A 25,725-nucleotide genomic window follows, 5' to 3' on the forward strand; every position below is an offset into this window, starting at 1 on the left:
TCATTGCTCATGCAAGTTATTCCGATAAATCGGCGAGCCTGACGGCCGAGCCCGAGCGGGCCGACAGGTTGGAAGCTTCCATCAGCCGGGTCAGGTCGAGCGCCATCTCCGTATTGAACGAGCCGGACTCGCCCGTGAGGATATGGTCGACCCATTGCTCCATCGCCGAAGGCAGCGGCTCCGGCAGCGGCCATTCCACGATCGGCTCGGCACCGTTTTCGGTGCTCGCGACGATCACCTTGCGGCTGTGCGTGGAATACTGCAGGCTGCCTTTCGTGCCGTGCACTTCCAGCGTGAATGGCGAGAGCGGGTTCACAAAGCCGGCTTCAACGATGCCAAGCGCGCCGTCCCGGTAGCTTAGCACGGCTACCGCGTTATCCTCCACTTCGCGGCCGGTTATGAAGCCGTAGCTGGCGCTGACGATTTCCGGCATCCCGAGCAGGTATCGCGCCAAAATCATCGGATGGCAGCCGAGGTCGATCATCGCCCCACCGGCGCTCTGTTTCATGTCGTAGAAGTAGGGAGGCAGCCCGGTCTCCGAGAGCGCACCCTTATGCGCCAGCCTGACGCGGGCAAGAGTCAGGCTGCCGAGCAGACCTTTGCCGATGACCTCGCGGGCCGCCTGCGCAAACCCCATATTCAGCCTCGGCAGCGATACCATAAGCATCACGCCTCTATCCCGAACGGCCGCCACGATCTCATTGCATTCCCGGATCGTAGGTGCGAGCACCTTTTCCGTAAAAATATGCTTACCCGCATTCACCGCCGCGATCATCATCTCGCGGTGCATCGTCGTCGGCGCGGTTACGATAACAGCATCGATGCCCGGTTCGGCCAGCAGCATGGTCAGCTCCTCGTAAAAAGGAACACCGAGCTCTTCCGCCTTCGCCCGGCCCCGCCCCGGGTCCTCGTCCCATACCGCCTTGATGGATAAGTCAGGATGCTGCTGCGCCTGCAGCACGTAATCCTTGGCATGGACATGCCAGAAACTCAAGATGGCGACATTAATCATGTCTTCATTCCTCCAGTCTGCCGGGTCAATCGAAATAGACGGCTTTTCCGGTCCGGTTCGATTCGTAGACGGCTTCGATAATTTCGGATACGACGCAGGCCTGCTCCGGACGAACCATGGGCTGCGTGTCGTTCATGACAGCTTCGATCCACAGACGGATCTCCTTGTCGTGCATGCTTTCCTTCCGGCCCTCAAAGAAGTCCGCACCCTTGACGTTGAATTGAATGTCGTTTGCGTACAGCCGCCCATACTTCTCGCCATTAATGCGCAGCGTTTCCTTCACGTCGGCTCCGCCTTCCGTTCCGCAAAGCGTGTAGATCGCTTCCCGCGTATCAAGCATGTTCAGCGCCCAGCTGGATTCCAGCATGACCGTCGCGCCGTTCTTCATCACGATCATCCCGAAGGCCGAGTCCTCGACCGTAAATTTATCGGGATCCCAAGACCCGCCGGCATTCGCTGCTTGCTTGCGCTGCGACAGCTTGTGATAGGCAGTGCCCAGCACGACCCGCGGCTCGTAATTGTTCATGAGCCACAGCGTCAGGTCGAGTGCATGCGTACCGATGTCGATAAGCGGCCCGCCGCCCTGCTTGTCTTTGTCGAGGAAGACGCCCCAGGTCGGTACACCCCGTCTGCGTAATGCATGCGCCTTGGCAAAATAAATGTCGCCAAGCTCGCCATTCTCGCACATTTGCTTCATGAACAGGCTGTCCGGACGAAACCGGTTGTTGTAGCCGATCGTCAGCTTTTTGCCCGTCCGCTGTGCAGCCTCTGCCATGCGTCTGGCGTCGGCCGCCGTCTTTGCCATCGGCTTCTCGCACATGACATGTTTGCCCGCTTCCAGCGCCGCGATAGATAGCTCGGCATGGGCATCGTTCGGTGTGCAGACATGGACGACGTCGATGGACGGGTCGGCCAGCAGCTCACGGTAGTCCGCGTAAACTGTCGCTCCCGCGCTTCCGAATTTTTCTTTCGCCTGCACGGCCCGTTCTTGTACGATATCGCAGAAGGCGACCAGCTCGACCTGCTCCAGTTTGCTGAGCGAAGGCAGATGCTTGCCATTAGCGATCGAGCCGCAGCCGATAATCCCAATCTTAATTTGATCCGTCATTCGTTGATCCCTCCCAGAATCTCTTTGATCTCGGCAAGTCTGTCCTTAATCCGCAGCGGTACTTCTGCGTGCAGCTCCGGCCAGGTGACATACAGGGACGGATCGATGCGGTATTCCGTAAACGTCATGGCCGGCTTGAAGCGGCGTGTCTTCAAATACCGCTCCACCAGGCGGTCTGTCTCTTCATCGGTCGTATAGACACCGTCGAACGGGCCAGTAATGAGCAGCCCGCGCCGGCCGGCAGTTTCGTCCGTACTGGTCATCAGATCGGGCAGCAGATAGAACATTTCGGGCTGAGGCAGGAAAGCGTGCTTGCCGGGCTGGGAATACAGCTTGACATGGGTGCCGTCAGCGATGTTGCTGCGGTCATGGAGAAGTCCTTTGAAATGTCTGCCGTGGAAGCTGGCGTCGCAGTCCACGACTTCACCGTCATGACCAACATAGACCCATACATGCTCAAGCTCGTACAAATGCTGAATATCGTAATCCCAGTAAATCGCGTATTCGATGATCGCTTTGACCTTGGGATCGCTAAAATCGAAGGTTCTCCGCGTCGAAGGAGACGGGCCGGCCGCTTCCAGCACGGTAATACCGACGCGGACGGGGAAGAACGGCTCGTTGTCGTCAAAGTAAATATAAGGGGCGTATTTTGCTATCCATTCGTAGTTCATGGGGTTCATCCTTTCATTGAAGCGATTTTGGATGTAATCAAGGCGTGACTTTTGTCGATTTCTTTGGTCAGGCATTGCGATTTCAGCTCATAGACTTTGATTGGCGAACGATCAATAATTTCCAAAAAGTGGTCGAAGTAAGCGTCGTCCTTGCTGTGCACGTAAGGGCACCAATGATCCGAGAGCCCGATCGTTTCGTGGATGTGTACGCCTACGATATAAGGGCTGACCGCAGGCAAATCTTTCAGGTTGTCGTAAAGGCCCATCCGGTCCATCATCATGGCGTGCCCGATGTCGTACCAGAGGCCGACCGGACTGCCTTTCAGACCGGCGATAAGCTCGCCCGCCTCCCGGAGTGTCGGAATCTGATTGCAGCGGGCCCGGGTCTCGATGCCGATGGCGACGCGGTAGCCTTTCCGGGCGATATATTCGCTGATCTCCTCCAGGCTGCGCCGGATCCGATCCAGATAAGCCGGAGCTTCGGAATCCCGCTGCTTGGCCATCTGCTCCCACAGCTCGCGATACTCTATGGATTCCGGGCCGTTATCACGGTATATCCGCTTCAGCTGAGCGTCGACGTTAACCGGAAACGGTACTTCGCCGGGATGGACGACGACCGCACCCGCCCCGTAACGGACGGCGTATTCGACGGACTGCTTCAGCAGCTCCACCGCACGTCTGCGTTTCGATTCGTCTTTGTAGCCGAGCATGACGGAATCCGTATCGTATTCCTTGTCGTCGATAAAAGGAAATGCGTGATGCACGCTGGAGATGCGGATTTCGCCGCGCTCAATCATCGGCTCAATCGCAGCGAGATGCCCCTGCGTCACGTTATAATTCAGCTCGACGCTGCCGAAGCCGAGTCGTTTGATTTCTTCGATCATGGCTCGTCCGTCTTTGTGATTTTTGATGTTCCAACAGGTTGAGTATGAATAATCGCCTTTGTCCATCTCCGCTACCTACTCCTTTATGGATCCCAGCATGACGCCTGAGATAAAATATTTCTGCAGCCACGGGTAGACGATCAGAATCGGTACCGTGGCGAACATGATGCTCGCCGCCTTGATGCTCTCCGGCATGATCGACACCAACTGGTCGCCCTGCATCGACAGCGGGTCGTTCGTCATGCTGTTTACGATGACTTGGTACAGTTTCAGCTGGATCGGATACAGCTTCGGATTGGTAATATACATGAGCGCATCCATGAAGCCGTTCCACCGTCCTACCGCGTAGAACAAGCTGAGCGTAGCGATTGCCGGCATCGACAGCGGCAGCACGATTCGCGTCAGCGTACGCATCGGACTGCATCCGTCCATTTCGGCCGCTTCGGATAAGCCTGGCGGAAGCGACCGGATGAATGAAATGAGAATAAGAAGAAAAAACGGATTGATCAGGGCCGGCAAAATCAGCGAGCCGATATGATTGGTCAGGTGCAGTCCCCGGATCAGCAGGTAGTCGGGGATCGTGCCGCCGCTGAAGAACATCGTGAACAGGATGAGGAACATGAAGACGGATCTTCCTTTCAGCCGCTTGGAAAGCGGATAGGCCGCCGCAATCGTCATGAGCATGGCCAGGAAAGTATAGCCTGCCGTCAGCAGCACCGTCAGTCCGAGTGATTTCAGCATGGAATTGTCCTGGAACACCTTCCGGTAAGCCTCCAAATTGATGCCTCTGGGAAGCACACTCACTTCGCCTGAGAGAATCGCCCGGTTGGAGCTGAGCGACATGGAAGCGATGTGCAGCAGGGGAGCCAGACACAAGATGACCATCACGATGATCAAAATGATGTTGATATACTCAAAAGGCGTTCTTCTTCGGGCCGCCATCTGCCCGCCGTTATCTGCCATCATTTACAGCACTCCGTTATCGGTTATTTTTTTGGCGATCGCGTTTGCCATAAGCAGCAATACGATCCCGACGACAGCCTGGAACAGACCGACGGCGGTCGCAATCGAATACTGAGCCGTCTGTATCCCTGTCTTGTAGACGAAAGTGCTGATGACCTCGGAGAAATCGCGGACGCTGACATTGCCGAGTACGTACGGCCGATCAAAGCCGATCTGGACGATTTCACCGATCTTCAGAATGAGCAGCATGACGATCGTCGGCCGGATACCCGGAAGCGTCACCGACCACATGCGGCGCAGCCTTCCCGCACCGTCGACGGATGCGGCTTCGTATAGTTCGGAATTAACGCCCGTTATGGCGGCCAGGTAGATGATCGTTCCCCAGCCCGCGCTTTGCCACACACCGACGGCCAAATAGGTAACGAGCCAGGCGTACTTGTCCGTCAGGAACGGAACCGGATCGATGCCGAACCGGCCGAGCAGCAGATTAACGATGCCTGTTTTCGTAGCGAATACCTGGAACATGATGCCTCCGATAATGACCCAGGACAGAAAATGGGGCAGGTACAGAATCGTCTGCGCGAATTTTTTGAACCGCCGCCCGGCCAGCTCGTTGAGCATAAGCGCGAGCACAATCGGGGCGGGGAAGGAGACGATCAGATCGAGCAGGTTGAGCATGAACGTATTCCTGAGCGCTTCGTAGAAGCCGCTCATCCCGAACACTTCCCGGAACACGTCCAGTCCGACCCATTCGCTGCCCGTCACCCCTTTGAACAGGTTATAGTCCTGGAAGGCGATCAGAATACCGTACATCGGGCCGTACTTAAAAACCAGGAAGAAGGCGAGGGGCAAAATCAACAGAGCGTACAGCTGCCAGTTACGATAGAGATAGAGTCTTAAGCTTTTCATTTCGGCACCCTCCCGTCCTGCATTATTTCTTCATGGCTGCATAGGCTTCAGTCCGTTCTTGCTTGATGGCGTCGCCTCCGCTTGCCATATAGTCCTTAAGCAGATTGTCGTAAGTCTTATCGAAATCGCCCGGTTTAGTCATGATGCTTTTGACGATAAGTTCGTCGTACTTATCCTGCAGTGTAGGGATGTACTTGTTTTCAGCCTCGATCGGCGACGTGAAGTTCGCATAACGGATCGTATCCGTCATCGACATTTTGTAGGCATCCACGACATAATCCCGGAATTCCTTAGGTACCGCCGCTGCCGCTGCCGCCCAATTCTTCTCATCGCTGCCGAAATCCTGGCCCTGTGTAATCATGGCGATATCGTTGGCATTGAACATCCGCGTGCTCGTTTCTTCCGATTCGATGCGGTACGGCACGCCGTCCGTCAGCGTGTAATCCTCACCTTCGATTCCGTTCATGATTGTATTCAGCACGTCCGGCTGCGCCATCCAGTCCAAGTATTTGATCGCCTCCACGCCGCGTTTGCTCGCTGCGGGCACCATGAGGAAGAAGCCGGTCGGATCGTATTCGGGTTTGAGATGCTTGCCTGCGTTGTTCGTGTATGGATCGACCGGAACCAGTTTGGCGCCGGGAACGTTCTGCGTCAGTACTTTGGCGATGCCCGGCGTCGCATTGTAACTGTTGCCGAGATTGTCGCTGTACATGCCGACTTTGCCGGTCATGACGTCCTGGAATACCTGCTTCTCGTCCTTGTCGAGGGAAAAATCGGGGCTCATCAGTCCCTCGTTGTACAGCTTGTTCAAAAATCGGACCGCTTCCTTGTGCCCGGGGAGAAGGAGAGGGTAGCCAAGGCTCTCTGACAGCGAATAGCGCTGCTCATCCGTCAGGCCGTCCTCAATGAAGGACCAGACGATCGGTTCGATGGAAGCGGGAGTCAGTGAGAAACCGAGAGGAATGACGCTGCCGCCAGTCTGCCCGGGATCTTTCTCCTTAAAGGCTTTCAAGGTCTGGTAGACTTCTTCCGTCGTCTTCGGCATCGGAAGCCCCAGCTTGTCCAGCCAGTCTTGGCGGATGAGGTTTTCGTATTTGCCGGTGTTCACGCGCCTTCCTGGAATCGAATATTGGACGCCGTCCACTTTGCCGCTGTCCAGGGCGGGACCTAAATATTTTTTCAGGTTCGGCCCGTACTGCTCGATCAGGTCGTCCAGTGGCAGCAGCCCTCCGTCTTTGGCATATCCATAGGCGGTGAGGGGGCTTGTGTTGGCGAATACGATATCCGGGGCATCGCCGCTCGACATCATCACATTGACTTTGTCGCTGGCGTCGGTGCGCGGAATCGGTACGAATTCGACCTTAATGTTATTCGGGTCGCCGAAGTTTTTCTGGACGTAATCGGTCCAATAATTTTCGGTTGCCGTATAACCTGCTGGCGCATTGCCCCTGTCAAAAATACCAACCTTGAGCGTGACCTGTTCCGTATGACCCGAAGCCGTTGCGGAGGAGCTTCCTTCTTTGTTTCTTCCTTGCGAACAGCCTGCCAGCAAACCGGCGATCAGCGCCACAGCCAGCGTGAAACGCAATCCTTTCCCTCTCATAAGACACCTCGCTATTTTTTTTGGCCTGCAGCTTAAGTTATAGCGCTGCGCAATAGAACGGGCAATTTACACGTTTCAGCGGAGTAAACAAAAAAGCAGATTTGCGCATCTGCCTTAATTTTTTGTATAGGGCATACCTTTTTCCGGAGGCATACGAAAGGTCGGACTGTCTTCGGAAATGCGACTAGCTGGAGCCTTCAGCATTTTCACACCTCCTCCGGTATGCGGGAGTGCTGCATCAGCTTTCGGTAGTCCCCGGGCGACACGCCAACCGATTTCTTAAACACCCTGCCGAAGGAAATCGCATGCTCGTAACCGACCTGTCTGGAAATATCGCCGATCGTCAGCTCCGTCTCGCGAAGCAGCTTCTGTGCCCGCTCAACGCGCAGCCCGATCAGGAAATCGACGAATTTGACGCCGAACTGCTCCTTGAACAGCTGGCTCGCGTATTTTCCGTTTATGCCGAACCGGTCGCTGATATGATTCAGGGACAGCTCGGGGTTCGCAAAATTGTCTTCAATATATTTTTTTACCTCATAGATCACAGGGTTGGTGCTGCTTTTATCCAGGATCGCTGCGTACTGATCGTACAGCTCCCCGATCAGCGACTCGTACAGCTCGCGGATTTCCGCAACCGAGCCTGTTTCCCGAAGCGCCCCGGCCATGCGGGAGTAGGAAGCGGCATGCCAGAGCTCCTGAATGGCCGGCGGCAGTTCCTCGATAAGCCTTGCGAACCGGTGCGTCAGATCGTTCAGGAGCAGCCGCAGCTCATCCTCTTTCAGCAGGCGCTCCTCCAAATGGCCGAAGATCCGGTCAAGGTCGTTCCGCCATGCCGGCGCAGGCAGCCTGAAATGATGAATCAAATTTTCCGCCCATTTATAGTAATCCGTGTCGACCCGGTTTTCCCTGTTTCTGATTTCCGAATAGACGATCACCCGGTTATTTCCGGCCGTCATTTTGTACTGCAGGGCGGCAAGTGCTTCCCGGAAGGAGGTTTTGGCTTCTAAGAGGCTGCCCACGACCGATCCGATCCCGATCGTGACCGAGAAGGGGAACGCGTCTTGCACCCAACTGCGCAAGCCGTCCATTAGAGCGTCCGGGCCGAGCGTACCGGAGATACCGTCCGTTCCGGAGCGAACCAGCAGGGCCAAGCGGCCGCCGGCAATCCAATCCGAGCCAGCAACAGCAGCCGCGAGCTCGGGGCGCATGCCAAGCTCCGTTTCCAATCGCCGCTTGGCTTCAAGAAGCTGCTGACGGTCTCCGCGCATCAGGGAAACGTATTTGTCGATTTCCACGATCGCGACGGTGATGCCGCCGTCCTTCTCCGGCATCCGGAACAGCCGGGCATAATCCTCCCATTCACTCGCGGTGAAGGCCGCATCTTCCTCCTGCAGCTCATAGAAAAAGCGTTTGCGGCGCATGATCACGTTTTCGGCCTCCTGCCGGTCGATCAGATTCATACGGCCAAGCATATTGTCAAAGACCTGCTCAATCATCGAAAATTCGTCGCTGGCAGCTGGCTTGGTTTCGTGCCGATAGTCAGAGATACGTCGCACGATGTTTTCGATCGGACGGTAATTCCTCCGGGTGACGAACATAATGTAAGCGAGGATGGCCAGGAGGGAAGGAATCAGGATGGACAGCGGTGCGAGCGAACGGGTCGCGGCTTGTCCGAACAGATCCGGGCTAACCGGACCGCTAGCGTATTTTAGCCCGATGTAATCGGATTCCATATAAGTCGTCGGTTTCGTTTTCTGCGCGGCGGGTTCAGTCGAGAAGATCGTGCTGCCCTGAACGTCGGCGATGTCCAAGAAGGAGCGCTGGCCGCTGCCCGCGCTGCCGGTCATAGACAGCAGCTTGTCCACCTTTACGTTCAGCACGATGATGCCTTCGTTGCCGCGGGAGCTTTTTACGATCGAAATGACCCGCTCCGGCGGATCGATTAACGGAAACTCGCTGTAGAGCCGAATCGGTGACCAGCGGTTTTGTATTGTCTTCGGCAGGCTCTGAATAAAGGTCTTGTCCGTAAAGTCGTCAAGTGGCGCGGCATAGCCGCCCGTCAGTACGAGCCCGTCCTTGTAACGGTAAAAATATACCGAGTGAATAAGCAGATTGCTGCGCATTTTGGCAATTTCGTTAGAAGCTTTGTAATCGACGAGATCGGGGGCGTTTGCGCTCCCGTTAAAGAAATCGTTAATGGCATCGTTGTTGACGGTCTGGCCGGCAAGCATCAGCTCGATATTTTTGAGCCTGGTCGTCATGCCGTCCACCACTTGCTCCGCATAAGTGCGGCTCTCCTTTTCGGTCTCTTTACTTACGTTGCCGTATGCCACGGAAAAAACGATCGCGATGACGATCGTGCCGGAAATGAATAAGATGGAGAGATTCGACAGCAAAAAACGTCTATACCAAGTCCGATTGTCCATACTATTCTCGCTCCTTTCAGGTAGCCTTGGATCTGAGATGTCTCTGTTTTCCCATCTTACTCTCGGTATGTTATCGCAGTGTTGCCTGCACCGGATGGGAATTCCATCCGCTAAGCTGGGCGAATAAGGGGATTGCCGGGAAGCGATAGAGGGGGATTCGATCGGGGCTATTGGGGGAGCAGTATGGCAGTGGTTGAGAACCTTGCACAGTAGCTGAAGATCAAAAACTCCTGTCCGGCAACGACAAGGAGTAGTGCTTTTGAAGATATCCATTGGGTTTGGTATGCGGAAAAGGGACGATGATATCCTCCGAATAGAGCACAGACCGTGCAGGCTCATTCAGGTATATTTTAACGGAAACCACCCATATTAAGGGAATCAAGCGCAGAAGCTGCTCGCAGGGTGGGGGGAATATGACTGTGGAAAGGCATGAGGAAAAGCATTTCAACGCACCGGATTTGATCAGGGATATTGTGATCGGAATGTCGGACGGTTTAACGGTTCCGTTTGCCCTTGCCGCCGGCTTGTCCGGGACCGTACCGAATACGAGCCTGGTCGTTGTGGCGGGGATGGCTGAAATCGCTGCGGGTGCTATCGCGATGGGGCTCGGCGGATATCTTGCCGCCCGGACGGACCGGGAGCATTATGCATCCGAACTCGTGCGGGAGCAGGAGGAAATCAGGGAAATACCGGATCAGGAAAGGGAGGAAGTGGCCGATATCCTGAGAGAGTGGCATTTTCCCAAAGAAATTGTGGAATCGGCGGTGGATGCCATCTGCCAGGACTCGGACCGATGGGTTCAATTTATGATGAAATATGAGCTCGGGCTCGAAGAACCCGAGCCTAAGAGGGCGCGCAACAGCTCGCTCACGATCGGACTATCCTACATTATAGGGGGTGTGATTCCGCTGTCCCCTTATATGCTGATCAGGCAGTCGGGCACAGCTTTATCCGTTTCGGTGATTGTCACGCTGATTGCCTTATTCGTGTTTGGCTACGTTAAAGGAAGGTTCACCGGTACCCGTCCGTTCCGCAGTGCCTGGCAAACAACCATTGTAGGCGGAGCGGCCGCCGGAATCGCATTTTTCATTGCAAGACTCATATCTTGAGGGTTAACTCTCAATGACTGTTTTCAGCGGATGAATCCGGGATGTTCTCTAGTAAAACGACAAATACTTCATCACATTCTCCGCCTTCTCCTCGCCCAGCAGCTGCATCAGCTTCGGCCTGACTTCCTCCACAAAAGCAGCCTCGATTTCAAACGTTTCTTCGTTGGTTACATTCCCCTCCATTGTGAAAGCGGCTTCGATCAAGAGCGCCAGGGCCGAAAAAAAGTCGGCCAGCGAGTCTGCAAGGGGGAATGCTTCAGATCCATCGATCCGCCCGTACACCGGGGACGCCGGCGAGGCGGTGTCGACGATCAGCGGGTCGTCGTTGTAATTGGCAATGACCACATGATCCGGAGGCCACGAAGGGGATGCTTGGTACGGCTCCCCCGTTCCCAGCCAACGGTATCCCAGCTGCTGGCGAAACAAATGCTCCGGCTTCGGAAAGAAAAGAACGGCAGCATCTCCGATTTCCACGGCGGCGCTTTTCATTCCGAGCGATGTTGCATTATCAGGACCACTTCTTATTTCATATCTGGTGTAAAAATGCTGCAGTTCCGGCGAAAGCGGAATACGTATATCCACGCCGGGGTCACAGAACTCCGCCAACGGGCGGATGTCCTGCTCTTTGAAAAGTCCATATGCCTCGTTATATTGATTCTGCCATTTTAGAAAAGATGCCATGGCTTGGTCCAGCACGTCCATCAAGTTTCACTCCCCATAGATCCTTTAATAAAAATCGAAGTAGCCGCGCCAAGTGCCGTCCTTTTTATGCTTGGCAAAATAAAAATTGCCGTCATCCACGATGTTGAGCCCGGTTTTGGCGTCTGAGGCGATTTGGAGGACAAAAGCGTATCCATCTCCAAAGTCGATGCCAGGCTGGGTGAAGGCGGCATATCCGCCAAGCTTGTGGACACGATATATTTCCCCGGCAATATCCTCGAAATAATTCAGCCCTTCCAGCTCTTCCAGTCGGAGAATCTCTTGTCTGTACGCTTCGGGTATATCATCGCTGTCCCATTGCGGGGAGTCATCTTGACAAAGCTCTGGGAACAGCGGGAAAGGTTTGATCGACATAAAGGCAGGCCCGAAGTCTTTCAAGACCAATTTCCCGGTATCGCTGTACTCTCGGATGCACATATATCCGCTCATATCATCGTGATCCAGGACGTTAGGTGACAAAAATACGGTCAGCAGTTCGGTTTCCTTCAGTTCGTCCGGAACATAGGGCAGCGCGGGCAGATATAGCTGAAGGATGGGAGCCATCGCCTCTCCGTCCACATCGACGGGCAGTTCCTCATCGGGCAATGCCAGGTTGACTTGTCCGATCCAGCACTGCTCCACCGAGAGGCTAGGCCTGCTTCCACCTGTTTGAAAAAGGGTCGCCGTGCGCCGCAAGGCGCTTTGAAGCTCTACGATCCGTTCTTTACTCATACTTGCATCCTCCTTTAAGTGCCCATGCTCAGGTCAACCTTGCGTCCATCTGAAAAAACGAAGATCATCCATATATCATCATGTATGTACACGAAGCATCTTTGCCGCTTCTTTACAAACCCTCCTCGAGCAAGCCGTTGTTCGATCCCCTCTGCTTAACGCTCGGCAAATATGCCGTTGTTCGGATCCCGCTGCTTATCCCTCCGGAAAGTAGTAACCCATATTCCTTTCACCCTACGTATCCGTCCGCACATCGTCCCATTCCTGGCCCATATATCCAGTCAGCCAGTTTAAGGCACGGTGACGCTCATACACAACGCCTGCGTTCAGGCCGCCGGGAGCCGGCTGTCCTTGAATCCGGCTGTCGACGCAGAGCCAGTCGTAGCGGTAGATCAAATCGGCGGCGTCGAGTATTTCCATACTGCTCCGCAGCCGTGAGCCCGCTAAAAAAGAATCAAACGAATCATACTGCTGCAGTTTGGAGACGGCTTCGGGGACATCGCAAATATGCGCCGGGCTCCCCAAGGCGTCCACATGGCCCAAGGCCCACAGCAGCACCCAAAAGCCTTCATACCGCCAGGAAAAAGGGACCGCTTCGGATTCACCCGCATGGCCGTTTTGGATAAACGCCTGTTCTTCGGGGGAAAAGAACCCGTCCGCCCCGTACTGGGCCGTAATTCTCGAGATCAGCTCCCGGGTATCCTCGGGGCTTTCGCCCGCACCAATGCATTCGCCCTTGACGGCGGTAATGCAGAGGGCGACGGCGCGCTGCGCGGTTTCCGCAAGCGTCCGGATTCGTCCCGCGGCTTCATCGCCGAGCCGTCCGGGCATCGGCGGCATCTTCTGAAAGCCTTGCGCCGACAAAAGCGCCTCGGAACGCCCTTTGCGCTCCGTACCGGACGCTGTCTCCGGCTCCTCGCCATGGAGGAAGCTCGTATGGGCGGTGACAGCGTAATCGTCCACTTCCGAGCGGCCGTCCGTACCCAGCAGGAGCCGTCCATCCGGGTTCAGCAGCTGCCCGCCGCCCCAGAACATCAGCCCGTCCAGCGGCCGAATAATCGACAGCAGCTGGGTGAACATGGATTCCGAAATGTCATCCTCCGTTTCGACGCCGATGACCATATTGAGCGTGCTGATCTTGATCAGCAGCTTTTGCTGCAGCGGCTCGTTCTCCGCCGGGATCTGGGCAAAAAATTGCTCCATGCCGCTTCGCATGCTTGCAAACTCATCCGGGTGCGTTTTGCTGGTGATGATGTTAAAAGCGGTAGCCTTTCGGCGAAGCCAGCCCTTGCTGACGATCTCAATCCGGGTTTTGCTCTCATTAACGCTCATTTTTCCATTCGGGTCGATCGCCTTCATCAGGTCTACGATCTGATCCAGATCGAAGGTTGAGCTGTACAGCGCACAATTCTTCACAACGATTCTCCTCCCACATGTAAAAAAACAACCAGTAACAGTGTGCAAAAAGCACACATCAACCATTTTATACCGAATTCGTGCACGACTTCCAGGCCGAATCTCGTCAGCAGCAATATCCTCGAAATCCTCCCACCTGCGGCTTGAAAAATGTACACCTGACGTGCCTTCGGTCTGTGCTAATATAGGGGGAAGAGGAGGGACCTGACATTCATGCTCAGATGGAAACAGCTAACGCAAAGCCTTTTCTTTAAATTTTCGGCTTCCTTTATCCTGGTGGGACTTGTGCCGTTATCCCTGCTCAGCTACTATGCCGTGCAGTCATTCACGACACATGTGGAGCGCTATACGACCAACAACCTTCGGCAGATGGTGCTGTACATGAGCTACAACGTCAACTCGGCGCTGACCAAATACGACGACATTTCCAAGCTGATGTACACCGGCCGGTATGACGGTTACGTCGAAGGATCGGACGAAAACCAGACCCGCAAGGTCAACGAACTGGAGCAGATCAATTCGGTCCCGATCGAAAGCTTTCTCAAAACGATTTTGTACAGCGATCCCTTTATCCGCAACGTGTATTTTGTCAGGTCCTCGGACATGAAGCTGTATTACCAGCTCCGGACCAATGCGGTGCTGATTCCGGAAGCGCTGCCATTACAAGACTGGCTCAGCGTCATGAAGGAGCGTCCACGGAACATCGCCTATTTTGCTGCGCATGACGAGACCTATTTGGCCCGTTCGGACAAACAAGTCGTCACGATCGGGCGAAACCTGATCGATATCTCGCTGCCGCTTGAGAAGGAGCCGCATGTGGTCGGGACGCTGTTTTTTGACGTGAGCACGGACATGTTCAACCAATTCTTTTCCGAAATGAAATTAAACGGGAAGGACGAGCTGTATGTGCTGGACGGACAGGGGCGCGTCTATTTTGGTCATCGGAATAACGCTGGGAAGACCGTCACGGTATCAGATCCATCCGACGGTCAGATGCTGGCTCTAAGTGAACCAATTCCGGCTCTGCAGGGCCGCATCGTGACCCACCTGTCCAAAGAGGAGCTGTACCGTCAGCTCGCGACGACCCGCACAGCCGTGTATATCGCGATCGTGATTTGCGCGGTGGTTTTGATCGTCATGGGGGTCTGGTTCTCGCGGCGGCTGGCGGCGCCGATCCGCCAGGTGATTCAGAAGATGGTCACCGTGGAATCGGGAAATCTGGATACGCATGTCGAGGTCCGCAGCCATGACGAAATCGGCCGCTTGGGCCATGGCTTTAACCGGATGGTCGAGCGGCTGCAGGCTTTTATCGACGAAGCCTATGTCGCCGAGATCAAGCAGAAGCAGACCGAACTGAATGCGCTCAAAAGCCAGATCCGACCGCACTATTTATATAATACGCTGGAGGTGATCCGGATGAATGCCGTGCACAGCGACGTGCCGGAGGTCGGCGACATGATTCTGTCGCTGTCCAACCAGCTGAAGTACGTCATCGATTACGGTGAGGAATGGGTACCGCTGCAGCAGGAGCTGGATCATCTCCGGGACTATTTTTACATTATCGAAGTCCGGTTTGAGAATCGTTACGAACTACGGACACACATTGCGGACGATGTGCGCCTGTCCTGGGGCGTGCCGAAGCTCTCCCTGCAGCCGCTTGTGGAAAATGCGGTCCAGCACGGCCTGCGGCCGCAGGGTAAAGGAACGGTCGGTGTTTCCATCCGCAAACAGGAGGACCGCTTGGCCATCGTCATTGTCGATGACGGGGTCGGAATGGAAAAAGAGGAGGTCGAGCGGATCACGGCCAGGCTTGCCGAGGAAGGGGCGCCGTCCGGACACGTCGGGATGAAAAACGTCCAGGAGCGGATCCGGTCGCTGTGCGGTCCGGAATTCGGGCTGTCGGTGACCAGCCGGCCCCATATTGGCACATCCGTAACGATCGAACTGCCTATCAAGGAGGTGCATGACGATGATCCGGGTTCTGCTCGCGGACGATGAGCCGATGATCCTCAAGGGATTGCGAAAATTGATCGACTGGAATGCGCTTGGCTTTGACATTATCGGAAATGCCTGCGACGGCCGGGAGTTAATGGAGCTCATGGAAACCCTGCGGCCCGATGTAATCATCAGCGATATCAGCATGCCGCACTTTACCGGAATCGATATGATCCGCCGCATCCATGAAGAAGGACTGCCGATCAAGGTGATCTTTATTAGCGCCTTCCAGGAGTTTACCTACGCGCGGGATGCGGTGGCTTACGGGGCGCTCGATTACTTGGTGAAGCCGATCATCAAGCAGCAGCTCGAATCGGTGCTCTGCAAGGCGGCCTCTCTGATTAACGAGCACCAGGAGGAAGCGATCCGCAAAGGAAAGCTGCAGCAGCTTGAGCACAAAATCCGTCAGGGCGAGCTGGAGTCGTGGCTGGCGCAGCTGATGGAGGGAACGCTCCAGCCCGGTTCCGCGCCTTACCGACACCTTACGGCCGAGCTGCCGGGCCCGTTGTACAGCACCGGGGTGGTCTTGGCCGAGCAGCTTCCGGGTGACAGCGATAAGTGGAATGACAGGGAGACGAAGCTCGTGGAGTTTGCCGTCGGCAACATTTTGCAGGAAGTCGTCCACGGGTCGGGATCAGGCCATGTGTTTGTCCGGTCCGGCCGGTTTTGTTACGTCGCCTGCCATGAGGGTCCCGTGGGAGCGTTAGAACTGGCACAGGACGTGCAGCGCAGCATCCGCACTTATCTGAAGCTGAGCGTGACGATCGGGACCAGTCCGGCGGCGGCCGATTTCGGCAGCCTTCCGGAGGCTTGCCGGCAGGCGGAGCAGGCGCTTGGCCTGAAGTATTTTGACGGACCGAACCGGATTTATACCTACCGGGCCGTGGACAACAAGCCGAAGCAGGATGAGCTGTACCGGCGTCAGCTGGCGGTGGTGAACGGCTTTACGGACGACGATTGGGAAGCGGTTGCAGAAGGGTTGGACTGCTTGCTCTCCTACATCTGCGTCAGCGCCTACGGGAGCCGGTCGCTGGCGGTCTCGACGGCGTTTTCGTCCGTCCTTTCGCTGGCACAGGAACTGGGGAAATCAGGCCTATCTCTGCCTGAAGCCAGCCTGGACGCGCATGATGTTCAGCGGAAGCTGGAGCAGTGCGGCTCGTTCGCCGAACTCCGGCGCGACATAGCGAATACGGTCGAGAGGATGTTCCGGATGGCCGGGGCGGAATCCGGCAATAAAGACAAAGCGCTGCTGGCCAAGGTGAAGCAGTATATTGAGGAGCACTATCAGGAAGAAATCACGCTGGAGTCGGCCGCCGGCATTACTTTCATGAATCCAAGCTACTTCAGCTTTTTTTTCAAAAAGCAGACCGGAATCAATTTCAAGCAGTACGTGACCGGCATCCGGATGAAACACGCGGTGCGGCTGCTCCTGCATACCGATCTGATGGTGTATGAAATTGCTGAGGCCGTGGGGTATAACAACGCCCGCCATTTCAGCGACATTTTCCGCAAAACGTACGGAAGCCTCCCGAACGATTACCGCCAGGACAAGAAAAGAAAAGCTTGACCGAAAGCTGCCCGAGTCATCCGGCCGTCCCCTGCCATAGGATGCAAGCCGCCCTCCGGCCCGCCGGGTTTACAACGCCGTCAGGCGTTTTTTTTCTGCATTATAGAATTTAAAATTTTTGGGGGTCCCCGCAAAGTATTTGGAATATGCACCGAAGTATAGGCTCCACTTTGTGGGGATGTTTCTTCAGGAAGTACTCGAAAATGCCTCACCTCGATCTCGAAAAAGTTCATTCTAGCGGCTTCCGCATTTTGATAACCTAAGACCAAGGATCGGGTCTGACGCGCGCGGCGCAGTCATCCGGGCGGTATGGAACCCTACGATCCGCACGATTCGAACCGTACCATTCACAAAAAGGGAGGCAACACATCAGATGGCTCACAAATCCAAATTTCACATGCTCAGCCTGCTGCTGGCGCTCGTGCTCGTTCTGTCCGCATGCGGCAAAGGCGGCACAGAATCAGGCGCATCCGGAACAAGCGGAGATGGCGCTTCGGACGGAGAAGGCCAAGCGGCGAAAACCTCGTTTACGATCGGCTATGCCACCGGCGACCCGGCATCCAAGCAAGCGATATCCGACGCGATTAAGGCGTTTACCGAAGCCAATCCGAACGTCGAAATCAAGGACGTCAGCGAAGGGACGACTTCTTCTTATCTCGACTGGCTGAAGACGAAGGACGCGGTCGGCGAATTTCCCGATCTGGTGGAAATGCGCGATACCGAGGTCTTTCTGAAGGCCGGCAAAATCGTGGAGCTCCCGTCCGACCTGCACGATCTGTTCAGCACGCTGCCGGAGGTCGGCGGCAAGGTGTATAACGCTCCGCTGACGCTGAACGCTCCGCAGGGCATTATTTACAGCAAGCAGGCGTACGAGAAGGCCGGCATTACCGAAGAGCCGAAAACGTACGACGAGTTTTTGGCCGACCAGGAGAAGCTGAAGGCGAGTGGCATCACCCCGATCGTCGTCGGCGGCAAGGATATTTTCCATATGGGCTTCTGGCTGAACAAGTTTCTGATCGATGATGTGTATGCCAAAGACCCGGACTGGAACTCCAAGCGCACGGCCAAACAGGTGAGCTTTACCGACGCCAACGTGGTTCAGGCGATGACCGATTATAAGGAGCTGTTCTCCAAATATGTGGACAAGGGCTGGCTGAGCACCGCCGACAACCAGACGGCGTCCATCCTGGTGGCAGGCAAAGCCGCGCAGCTGTTCTCCGGTCCATGGATGTTCACGCAAATCCAGCAGGCGGATCCGAACTTTGAATTCGGCTTCTATGCACTGCCGGACCGGGAAGGCAAACGCAATGTGATCGGTCTGCCGTCCCCGGCCGGCTGGACCTTGTCCGCCGATGCGGCCAAAGATCAGGCAAAAGTGGACGCCATGAAATCGTTTATCCGGTTTTTCTTCTCCAAAGAACAGTACGCGAAGTATCTGTCCACGGTCAACGGCATCCCATCCACCAAGGAACCTGTGGAATACCAGGCGACCGAGCAGATGCAAACCGTTCTTGACCTGATGAAGGACGAATCGGTGACCAAATCGCTGGCGATCAACAACTGGTGGGGAGAGAATCAGATCCCGCCGCAATTCCGCAACTGGTATTACAAGCTGATGCAGGAAATGGTTCTGAAGAACGGCGACGTCGCGGAATATATGAAGAAGGCGGATGCCGAGTACGATACGGAAGTCGCGGCCAACAAGCAGTAAGGCGCACCTCAAGCAAAGGAGGATCACAGCATGGCAATGCCTTATCCCGACAGCCATAACCAGATTCAGACCATGCCGATGCCGAAGAAAAAGCGAAAGGTGCAGCTCTACGCCCTGCTGTTCATTCTGCCGTCGCTCATCTTGTATACGCTCTTCGTGATCGTGCCGACGGCAAGCAGCGTCTATCTCAGCTTTACCTCCTGGGATGGCGTGAGCAGTGACGTTCACTACATCGGATTTGCCAACTTCGTGGAGATCTGGCACAGCGATCGGGTGCACAATGCGCTGAAGAACACGCTGATTCTGACGGTGTCGCTCGTCGTCCTCGAGAACGTGGCCGCTCTGTTGCTGGCGGTGCTGGTGGATCAGGTGCGCTGGTTCCGCAATCTGTTCCGCAGCATCTTTTATTTTCCCGTCCTGATGAGCGGGGTGGTCATGGGTTTTATCTGGACGATCATTCTGAATTACAACTTCGGCGTCTTCAATCAAATATTGGATACAATCGGGCTGTCCTCGCTTATGGTCGATTGGCTGGGCAGTCCGAAATACGCGATGGTATCGATCATTTTGTCCACAGTCTGGAAATCGGCCGGTTATTATATGATCATTTACCTCGCCGGCCTGCAGAGCATCTCCGCCGATCTGACTGAAGCGGCTTCCATGGACGGGGCAAACCGGTGGCAGCAGTTCCGGCACGTGACGTTTCCGCTGCTCGCCGGATCGATGACCGTATGCTCGGTATTGTCCATGATCAGCTCGCTGAAAATTTTCGACCAGATCGCGGTGATGACCGACGGCGGACCCGGATTTGCTACCGAAACGCTGACCTACATCATTTATAAAGTCGGTTTCGGCGAAATGCGGCAGGGATTCGGAACCGCGATGGCGATGGTGCTGTTCCTGCTGATCCTGGTTATTACGGTCATTCAGGTGAAGTTTTTGCGGAAAAGGGAGGTGCAGATGTAATGATGGAACAACGGCGCAAATGGAACGACGTGCTTATGTTTATCGTGACCTTGATTCTGGCCGTCATCTTTTTCTTTCCGATTTTCTTTAACCTTATGTCCGCCTTCAAGAGCAATCCAGAAATTATGCGGGACGCCATCGCCTTTCCCAAGTCGCTCTATTTGGAGAGCTTTAAGTACCTGCTGACCGAAACGGACTACCCGAAAGCGATGATCAACAGCGTTCTGCTGACCGTGCTCTCGATCCTGTTCATGGTGCTGATCATCCCGATGGCGGGGTATGCGATCGAGCGCCATAACAAGCGCTGGACGGGTTTCGTATTCGTCTTCTACCTTGCCGGGATGATGATTCCGTTCCAGGCATACATGATTCCGCTCTTTAAGGAACTGAAAATGCTTGGCATGTACGGCAATCTGATCGGGCCGATCGCCATTTATGTGTCCGGCTCGGTGGGCTTCGGCTGTCTGCTGTACACCAGCTTCCTTAAAGGGGTTCCGCGCGAAATTGAGGAGTCGGCAGCCATCGACGGGTGTTCCCGATACGGCATCTTTTGGCGCATCGTTTTCCCGCTGCTCGGCCCGTGTACCGCAAGCATGGTCGTGCTGCAGGGGCTGGGGATCTGGAACGACTTCCTGATGCCGATGCTGGTGCTGCCTTCCGGGCAGCCCAAAACGATGATCGTGGAAATTTTCTATTATGTCGGCGAGTTTTCGTCGCGCTGGGATATGATTTTTGCCGGGACGACGATGTCGATCGTGCCGGTGCTGATCGTGTTTGTTTTCCTGCAAAAGTACTTTGTGAAGGGCCTCGCGTCCGGCGCAATCAAGGGGTGAGTCATAGATGGTCAAGAACAACGTGGAAAAGCCGGCGCCGCACGCCGGATTGACGGCGGAGGAGCGGCAGTGGCTGGATGACGTATGGGATAAGCTGCAGGTGAAAATGTTGGCCGAAGTGGACCGGATCGGCGACCGGATTCCGTATATTCCGGAGGATGGCGCATATCGCGAAGATAAGGCAGAGACGGATATTTACTGGTGGACCAACGGGTTCTGGCCGGGGATGCTCTGGCAGATGTATCACGCCACAGGGGAAGCGAAGTACCGGTCGGCGGCCGAAAGCGTCGAGCGCAAGCTGGACACCGCGCTGGAAGGCTACGACGGCCTTCATCATGACGTCGGGTTTATGTGGCTGCATTCGGCGGTCGCCAATTACCGCCTGACCGGCAGCGCCCGCGCCAAAACACGCGGCATGCACGCGGCGAATTTGCTCGCCGGACGCTACAACCCGGCGGGCCGGTTCATCCGCGCCTGGAACGACGACTGCACCGGGTGGATCATCGTCGACTGCATGATGAACATCCCGCTGCTGTATTGGGCAAGCCGCGAGACGGGCGATCCGCGCTTCGATGTTATCGCACGGCAGCATGCCGACACGACGCTGGCGAACGTCGTCCGTCCGGACGGCTCGTGCAACCACATCGTCATCCTCAGCCCGGAGGACGGCTCGTTTGTGGAAGCGCCGGGAGGCCAGGGCTACGGGACCAGCTCCGCCTGGTCCCGCGGGCAGGCGTGGGCGCTGTACGGCTTCGCGCTGAGCCACCGTCATACGGGTGAAGCCCGGTACCTCGAGGCGGCCAAGCGGGTCGCGCACTATTTCATCGCGAACGTGGCGGCGACGGGCTATGTCCCGCTGGTCGACTTCCGGGCTCCGGCCGAGCCGGTGGCCTGGGACACGACCGCCGGCATGTGCGCGGCCTGCGGCCTGCTGGAAATCGCCGAGGCTCTGCCGCCGCTGGAGAAGCCGCTGTACGTAAATGCAGCGCTTCGCATCCTGCAGGCCACGGACGAGCGCTTCTGCAATTGGAATCCGGCCGAAGACGCCATCGTGGGCGGCGGAACCGGTTCGTATCACGGGCGCAACGGGGATTACGCCGTGCCGATCATCTATGGGGACTATTTTCTGATCGAAGCGGTGCTCCGTCTGAAAGGAATGGATTTCCTGATCTGGTGAACGGGTGGGCGAACCCAGTCCGAATGCCGATCTCTTAATAAGAAACCGAAAGACCCTGTCCATCCGTTGGCGGGTCTTTGTTCAACTGCCAAAAAAAGCGGCACATCGGCCTAAAGAAACTGCATTCCAGGGATGGCGGCCATTTTTTAAGATAAGAAGGGAAGGCTAGTCGTCTATATCAGAACAAATTTGTAAGCGGATTCATCGATTCTCATATCCAAAGGAGGAATGCGAAGAAGCATACCAGCCCAAAGCGCTGGAGCTGAGGAGGGTAGTTGACAGAGCGGATTTGACTTAAACGGCAGTACATTTTCAGAAGGAAAGGAAGATGATCATGGAAGTGAAGCATAAGGCTCCGTTCAGTCAGGTTTGGAGGCGTGCGGGCATCGTACTGCTGACAATCTCGCTGCTGATCCCGCTGTTCCCTTCAAACCGGGCGGCGGCAGAGATTGTATCCGGTAATGGGGATGCTGCAATTACAGACTACCGGGTGGATATTCATGAAACCGTCAGCAGCGGATTCAAGCACCCCGGCGTCGGATTAACCAAAGAGATTCTGGAAAACGTGCGGACTCAGATCCTGGAAAAAAAGGAGCCCTGGTATTCCTATTACCAGGCGATGCTTATCTCCTCGTCCGCTGCGAAGGATGTCACCTCCAGCAATCAGAGCGCGGCCGATCCGTCCAAGCCGGGCAGCGACGCGTTCGACAGCCAGGGGATCAATTCCAGATTTATTGCCGACGGACTGAAAGCTTACACGCAGGCGCTGCTGTACTATATTACGGGAGACGAGACATACCGCGGAAATGCGCTGCACATCATCCGGATCTGGTCCCAGATGGATCCGGCTAAATATAAGTATTTTCAGGATGCCCACATCCACACGGGAATTCCGCTGAACCGGATGGTAACCGCTGCGGAAATTCTGAGGTATACCAGTTACCGCACGGAGAGCTTGAAGTGGACGGAGCAGGATACGGCCGATTTCACGAACCATCTGATCACACCGGTGATCGAGACTTTCCAGCATGACAACAACCATTTCATGAATCAGCATACGTATCCGCTGCTCGGGGCGATGGCGGGTTATATTTTTACCAATAACCGCGAGCGGTACAACGAGGGCGTCGAATGGTTCACCGTCAATAAAACCGCTGTAAATCAGGGCATCAACGGCTCTATCCAAGCGCTCTTTCGATTAGTGGATACCGATGCCGTGACGGGTGAGAAGCTCACAACCCCGCGCGTGCAGCATGTCGAAATGGGAAGGGATCAGGCCCATGGCGGGGGCGACCTCAACAATGCGGCCATTCTGTCGCGGCTGCTGCTGGCACAGGGAACGAAGGTGGACCCTGTCAAAGGCACGGTTTCAACCGCCAACAACGCCGTGACCTCCTATCAATTTTTGAATAACCGGATCTTGAGCGCAGCCGATTATTTCAGCCGTTATATGCTGGGCTACGATACCCCGTGGACTCCGGTGGCCGCGAGCACGGATTCGGACGGCAAGCCGCTTATCATCTACAAGCAGCTGTCCGAAATGTACCGGGGGAGAATGGTCACGACAAATTTTTGGGACATCTACTTCTATTACAAGTACACCGAGGGCATGAACCTGAAGAAGGAGGCTCCTTATCTGACCGAAATGTTCGAGAAGCGCCCGCCATCCAACTATTATTACAAAGGCAATCTGGAACAGGCGTGGGACAATGTCGACGGAGGCGGAGACTTCTGGCTGTACATTCCGAAAAAGGCCGGCGCTGAAGGAAATAAGCTCGTTCCCAAAGCACAGCAGGACAGCGCGCGGATCGACGTCGAAGAGCGCTATACGGCATTTGACAAAAATGCAGCGACCCGGAAAGACGGGGACGTTTCGTATATCGAGGTCAAAGCAACGGAGAAAGGCAGCTGGCTGGCGCCGCTGAACGTGGCTTACGGCGACCGCTCGAAGCCGCTCCTGGTCGGCTTGAAGTTCCGGACGAACGGCCCGGCGGAGTTAGCGATGAGCAGGGCGATGGGCTCCGCGCCTTATCATACGCTGACGCTGCCGGATACCAAGGGCGAGTGGAGGTACATTACTTATGATATGGGCATCGATCATGTGACGTACAGTCAGGTCGACCCCAACCACAGCATCGTGTACTGGAAGGTGACCGGTCCCGGAACGAAGGTAGGCATCGACAGCCTGAACGTCAAGGCAGGGGAGCAGTTGACGCCGCCGGTATTTAAGGCGGGGAGCGGCGATCTGGAGCGGGTCGCTTATGTGGGTGCCGCAACGTCTTATGACTTTTCGGCCACCGACCCGGGTCCAAGCGATCGGGTGACCTACGAGGCAGAGGGGCTGCCGGCGGGGGCCGAGCTGGATCCGGATACCGGCGCGTTCCGTTATAAGCCTGAACAGGCCGGCACCTACGCCTTCACCGTCACGGCCACCGATGGAACCACCGTCGCGACACGGAACGTCCACTTCGAGGTGGCGGACAACCGGAAATCCGCTGTGGATGCCGCGGCAGCAAATTATGACTCCAACACGGGTTACGTGTCTTCGTCCCTGGAGCACTTTAAGCAGACCTATGCTGATGCCTTGGCTTCCATCGGCAGCGCAAGCGATGAGCTCTTTGACCACAAGCTGTCCGACGTTCTGCAGGCGGCGGAGGAACTTGAGCCGTTAACCCCGCATCTTCCCGACGGAAGCCTGGATTATACGGCGGGAGTCGTGGTGGCTTCCTCCTTCGGTGATTACCTGAGCAGTCTGACGGATGGGGACGATAATACTTTTGCGGCCTATGGACTGGCTGCCGATCTGTTCCACACAATCGACTTCGGCAGCAGCTTTAAAGTGACTGCAGACGCCTTCCAGATCCAGGGACGGCGAAGCTTTCCGGAGCGGATCGCGGGCATCGCGGTGTTCGGCTCCAACGACGGCGAGACCTGGACCCGCTTAACGTCCGGGACGACCGGGCTCACGGAGGACATGCAAAGGCTGGAGGTTGACGAGGCTTACCGGAAGGAGCCGTTCCGCTTTTTGAAAATGCAGATGATCGCACCGCAGAGCACCATGCTTGAAGTGAGTGAATTCCGGATCGAGGGACAGCGCCACGAAATCTATAACGATCTGGACTCGGTGTCGATCGGATCGGAGCATGCCCTGATGCAGCGGGTCGTTCCCGGCGACCCGGTTCGGTTATCTTTTATCTCCAAGGAGACGATCAGCCAAGTGAAGGTCAGCATTCAGGGGCAGGAGGCCGAAGTCCGTACGGATGATCAGCGCCATTGGACGGCGGACACCGTGTTATCGGATGACGCACCCATGGGGACCGTCAAGTTTAACATTACCTACACCAAGGCGGACGGAACACCGGGAACACCGCAGGTATTGACGACGGATAACTCCAAGTTGTTCGTCAGCCGGAACGATGACGTCATCGATGTCCTGCAAACGGCCGATTTCATCGATTCTACCGGGCGGGCGGCGGCGGACACCCTTAAAAATGTCGCGAATCTGTTCGATGCCGATGCAGGCACCATTTCCGACTTCCGCTTGAACGGGGGCGGGGCCGGTGGCTATATCGTTTTTGACTTGAAAGAGGGCCATCAAGCACAGCTTACCGGCGTGGAGCTGATGGCAAGACAGGACAGTTACTTTTCCCGGATCAAAGGGACAGTCGTCCAAGGGTCCAACGATCTGACGGAGTGGACGGCGTTGACATCGCCGGCGCAATCTACCGCAGATTGGCAGGTGCTGCCGGTCAACGGAAAGGAAGCCTACCGCTACATCCGGATCTACAACGCCGGCACCTGGTTTGGCAATATGGCGGAGCTGCGGCTTCACGGTACGGTGCAGTCCTCGCTCGGGCGTTAAGCGTGCATCCCTTGTGAACCTCGAATTTGGCATCCCACACCGAATGATTTCGGTTGATGGGATGCCCTTTTCTGTACATGTC

General features: G+C 55.7%; 19 protein-coding genes. 8 read left to right on the forward strand and 11 right to left on the reverse strand.

The annotated features are described in order from the left end of the window. Positions 1 to 16 precede the first annotated feature (16 nt). The 8 genes from ABIE48_RS07580 to ABIE48_RS07615 form a co-directional block, all read right to left on the reverse strand. Positions 17 to 1,012, reverse strand: coding sequence for a Gfo/Idh/MocA family protein (locus ABIE48_RS07580; protein ID WP_192714887.1), 996 nt, complete (start codon positions 1,010 to 1,012; stop codon positions 17 to 19). A gap of 25 nt (positions 1,013 to 1,037) precedes the next feature. Next, entirely contained in the window at positions 1,038 to 2,120 is a 1,083-nt protein-coding gene (locus ABIE48_RS07585; protein ID WP_192714886.1) for a Gfo/Idh/MocA family protein, read from the reverse strand. Beyond that, positions 2,117 to 2,791 carry a hypothetical protein gene (locus ABIE48_RS07590; RefSeq protein WP_192714885.1) on the reverse strand — a complete coding sequence of 225 codons (675 nt, stop codon included), beginning with the start codon at positions 2,789 to 2,791 and terminating at the stop codon, positions 2,117 to 2,119. Before ABIE48_RS07590 ends, ABIE48_RS07585 begins: the two co-directional genes overlap by 4 nt. Before the next feature lie 5 nt (positions 2,792 to 2,796). Next, entirely contained in the window at positions 2,797 to 3,741 is a 945-nt protein-coding gene (locus tag ABIE48_RS07595) for a sugar phosphate isomerase/epimerase family protein (RefSeq protein ID WP_192714884.1), read from the reverse strand. Between the two features lie 9 nt (positions 3,742 to 3,750). Then, positions 3,751 to 4,617 (reverse strand): carbohydrate ABC transporter permease, encoded by an 867-nt coding sequence (locus tag ABIE48_RS07600; RefSeq protein WP_192715349.1) that lies wholly within the window; start codon positions 4,615 to 4,617, stop codon positions 3,751 to 3,753. Between the two features lie 24 nt (positions 4,618 to 4,641). Further along, positions 4,642 to 5,547, reverse strand: coding sequence for an ABC transporter permease (locus tag ABIE48_RS07605; RefSeq protein WP_192714883.1), 906 nt, complete (start codon positions 5,545 to 5,547; stop codon positions 4,642 to 4,644). A 22-nt stretch (positions 5,548 to 5,569) separates the two neighbouring features. Further along, the gene (locus ABIE48_RS07610; RefSeq protein WP_192714882.1) at positions 5,570 to 7,150 is read right to left on the reverse strand and encodes an extracellular solute-binding protein; all 1,581 of its coding nucleotides are present in this window, start codon (positions 7,148 to 7,150) and stop codon (positions 5,570 to 5,572) included. Positions 7,151 to 7,356: 206 nt separating this feature from the next. Then, on the reverse strand, positions 7,357 to 9,576 hold the full coding sequence (locus ABIE48_RS07615; RefSeq protein WP_192714881.1) for a helix-turn-helix domain-containing protein: 2,220 nt from the start codon (positions 9,574 to 9,576) through the stop codon (positions 7,357 to 7,359). Positions 9,577 to 9,989: 413 nt separating this feature from the next. Between ABIE48_RS07615 and ABIE48_RS07620 the strand changes: the two genes are divergently transcribed. Beyond that, positions 9,990 to 10,685 (forward strand): VIT1/CCC1 transporter family protein, encoded by a 696-nt coding sequence (locus ABIE48_RS07620; protein WP_192714880.1) that lies wholly within the window; start codon positions 9,990 to 9,992, stop codon positions 10,683 to 10,685. A 48-nt stretch (positions 10,686 to 10,733) separates the two neighbouring features. Here ABIE48_RS07620 and ABIE48_RS07625 read toward each other — a convergent pair whose 3' ends face one another. The 3 genes from ABIE48_RS07625 to ABIE48_RS07635 all read right to left on the reverse strand — a co-directional run bounded on the left by ABIE48_RS07625 (position 10,734) and on the right by ABIE48_RS07635 (position 13,532). Continuing rightward, positions 10,734 to 11,387 carry a hypothetical protein gene (locus ABIE48_RS07625; protein WP_192714879.1) on the reverse strand — a complete coding sequence of 218 codons (654 nt, stop codon included), beginning with the start codon at positions 11,385 to 11,387 and terminating at the stop codon, positions 10,734 to 10,736. A gap of 24 nt (positions 11,388 to 11,411) precedes the next feature. After that, the gene (locus tag ABIE48_RS07630; protein ID WP_192714878.1) at positions 11,412 to 12,116 is read right to left on the reverse strand and encodes a YwqG family protein; all 705 of its coding nucleotides are present in this window, start codon (positions 12,114 to 12,116) and stop codon (positions 11,412 to 11,414) included. Positions 12,117 to 12,350: 234 nt separating this feature from the next. Continuing rightward, complete coding sequence (locus ABIE48_RS07635; RefSeq protein WP_192714877.1) at positions 12,351 to 13,532, reverse strand: DUF4272 domain-containing protein; 1,182 nt, start codon at positions 13,530 to 13,532, stop codon at positions 12,351 to 12,353. 213 nt (positions 13,533 to 13,745) lie between these two features. Here ABIE48_RS07635 and ABIE48_RS07640 point away from each other — a divergent pair, with 213 nt between their 5' ends. The 7 genes from ABIE48_RS07640 (at position 13,746) to ABIE48_RS07670 (ending at position 25,643) form a co-directional block, all read left to right on the forward strand. Further along, positions 13,746 to 15,530, forward strand: coding sequence for a cache domain-containing sensor histidine kinase (locus ABIE48_RS07640; RefSeq protein ID WP_145022386.1), 1,785 nt, complete (start codon positions 13,746 to 13,748; stop codon positions 15,528 to 15,530). Beyond that, entirely contained in the window at positions 15,502 to 17,094 is a 1,593-nt protein-coding gene (locus ABIE48_RS07645) for a response regulator transcription factor (protein ID WP_192714876.1), read from the forward strand. Before ABIE48_RS07640 ends, ABIE48_RS07645 begins: the two co-directional genes overlap by 29 nt. A 373-nt stretch (positions 17,095 to 17,467) precedes the next feature. Further along, positions 17,468 to 18,805, forward strand: coding sequence for an ABC transporter substrate-binding protein (locus ABIE48_RS07650; protein WP_192714875.1), 1,338 nt, complete (start codon positions 17,468 to 17,470; stop codon positions 18,803 to 18,805). A 30-nt stretch (positions 18,806 to 18,835) separates the two neighbouring features. Next, positions 18,836 to 19,771, forward strand: coding sequence for a carbohydrate ABC transporter permease (locus ABIE48_RS07655; protein ID WP_192714874.1), 936 nt, complete (start codon positions 18,836 to 18,838; stop codon positions 19,769 to 19,771). A 2-nt stretch (positions 19,772 to 19,773) separates the two neighbouring features. Beyond that, a complete protein-coding gene (locus ABIE48_RS07660; protein ID WP_192715348.1) occupies positions 19,774 to 20,604 on the forward strand; it encodes a carbohydrate ABC transporter permease in 831 nt (276 codons plus the stop codon). Positions 20,605 to 20,611: 7 nt separating this feature from the next. After that, positions 20,612 to 21,781, forward strand: coding sequence for a glycoside hydrolase family 88 protein (locus tag ABIE48_RS07665; protein ID WP_192714873.1), 1,170 nt, complete (start codon positions 20,612 to 20,614; stop codon positions 21,779 to 21,781). A 328-nt stretch (positions 21,782 to 22,109) separates the two neighbouring features. Further along, the gene (locus ABIE48_RS07670) at positions 22,110 to 25,643 is read left to right on the forward strand and encodes a putative Ig domain-containing protein (RefSeq protein ID WP_354518637.1); all 3,534 of its coding nucleotides are present in this window, start codon (positions 22,110 to 22,112) and stop codon (positions 25,641 to 25,643) included. The last annotated feature ends 82 nt before the right edge of the window (positions 25,644 to 25,725 follow it).

This window comes from Paenibacillus sp. OAE614, from assembly GCF_040546645.1.
Lineage (GTDB): Bacteria > Bacillota > Bacilli > Paenibacillales > Paenibacillaceae > Paenibacillus_AQ > Paenibacillus_AQ favisporus.

Bases quoted from the DNA above. Each gene is read 5' to 3' on its own strand.
- ABIE48_RS07625 (WP_192714879.1), bottom strand. From the start codon at position 11,387: ATGGACGTGCTGGACCAAGCCATGGCATCTTTTCTAAAATGGCAGAAT.
- ABIE48_RS07645 (WP_192714876.1), top strand. From the start codon at position 15,502: ATGATCCGGGTTCTGCTCGCGGACGATGAGCCGATGATCCTCAAGGGA.
- ABIE48_RS07660 (WP_192715348.1), top strand. From the start codon at position 19,774: ATGGAACAACGGCGCAAATGGAACGACGTGCTTATGTTTATCGTGACC.
- ABIE48_RS07580 (WP_192714887.1), bottom strand. From the start codon at position 1,012: ATGATTAATGTCGCCATCTTGAGTTTCTGGCATGTCCATGCCAAGGAT.
- ABIE48_RS07610 (WP_192714882.1), bottom strand. From the start codon at position 7,150: ATGAGAGGGAAAGGATTGCGTTTCACGCTGGCTGTGGCGCTGATCGCC.
- ABIE48_RS07605 (WP_192714883.1), bottom strand. From the start codon at position 5,547: ATGAAAAGCTTAAGACTCTATCTCTATCGTAACTGGCAGCTGTACGCT.
- ABIE48_RS07670 (WP_354518637.1), top strand. From the start codon at position 22,110: ATGATCATGGAAGTGAAGCATAAGGCTCCGTTCAGTCAGGTTTGGAGG.
- ABIE48_RS07655 (WP_192714874.1), top strand. From the start codon at position 18,836: ATGGCAATGCCTTATCCCGACAGCCATAACCAGATTCAGACCATGCCG.
- ABIE48_RS07615 (WP_192714881.1), bottom strand. From the start codon at position 9,576: ATGGACAATCGGACTTGGTATAGACGTTTTTTGCTGTCGAATCTCTCC.
- ABIE48_RS07595 (WP_192714884.1), bottom strand. From the start codon at position 3,741: ATGGACAAAGGCGATTATTCATACTCAACCTGTTGGAACATCAAAAAT.
- ABIE48_RS07650 (WP_192714875.1), top strand. From the start codon at position 17,468: ATGGCTCACAAATCCAAATTTCACATGCTCAGCCTGCTGCTGGCGCTC.
- ABIE48_RS07640 (WP_145022386.1), top strand. From the start codon at position 13,746: ATGCTCAGATGGAAACAGCTAACGCAAAGCCTTTTCTTTAAATTTTCG.
- ABIE48_RS07585 (WP_192714886.1), bottom strand. From the start codon at position 2,120: ATGACGGATCAAATTAAGATTGGGATTATCGGCTGCGGCTCGATCGCT.
- ABIE48_RS07600 (WP_192715349.1), bottom strand. From the start codon at position 4,617: ATGGCGGCCCGAAGAAGAACGCCTTTTGAGTATATCAACATCATTTTG.
- ABIE48_RS07665 (WP_192714873.1), top strand. From the start codon at position 20,612: ATGGTCAAGAACAACGTGGAAAAGCCGGCGCCGCACGCCGGATTGACG.
- ABIE48_RS07590 (WP_192714885.1), bottom strand. From the start codon at position 2,791: ATGAACTACGAATGGATAGCAAAATACGCCCCTTATATTTACTTTGAC.
- ABIE48_RS07630 (WP_192714878.1), bottom strand. From the start codon at position 12,116: ATGAGTAAAGAACGGATCGTAGAGCTTCAAAGCGCCTTGCGGCGCACG.
- ABIE48_RS07620 (WP_192714880.1), top strand. From the start codon at position 9,990: ATGACTGTGGAAAGGCATGAGGAAAAGCATTTCAACGCACCGGATTTG.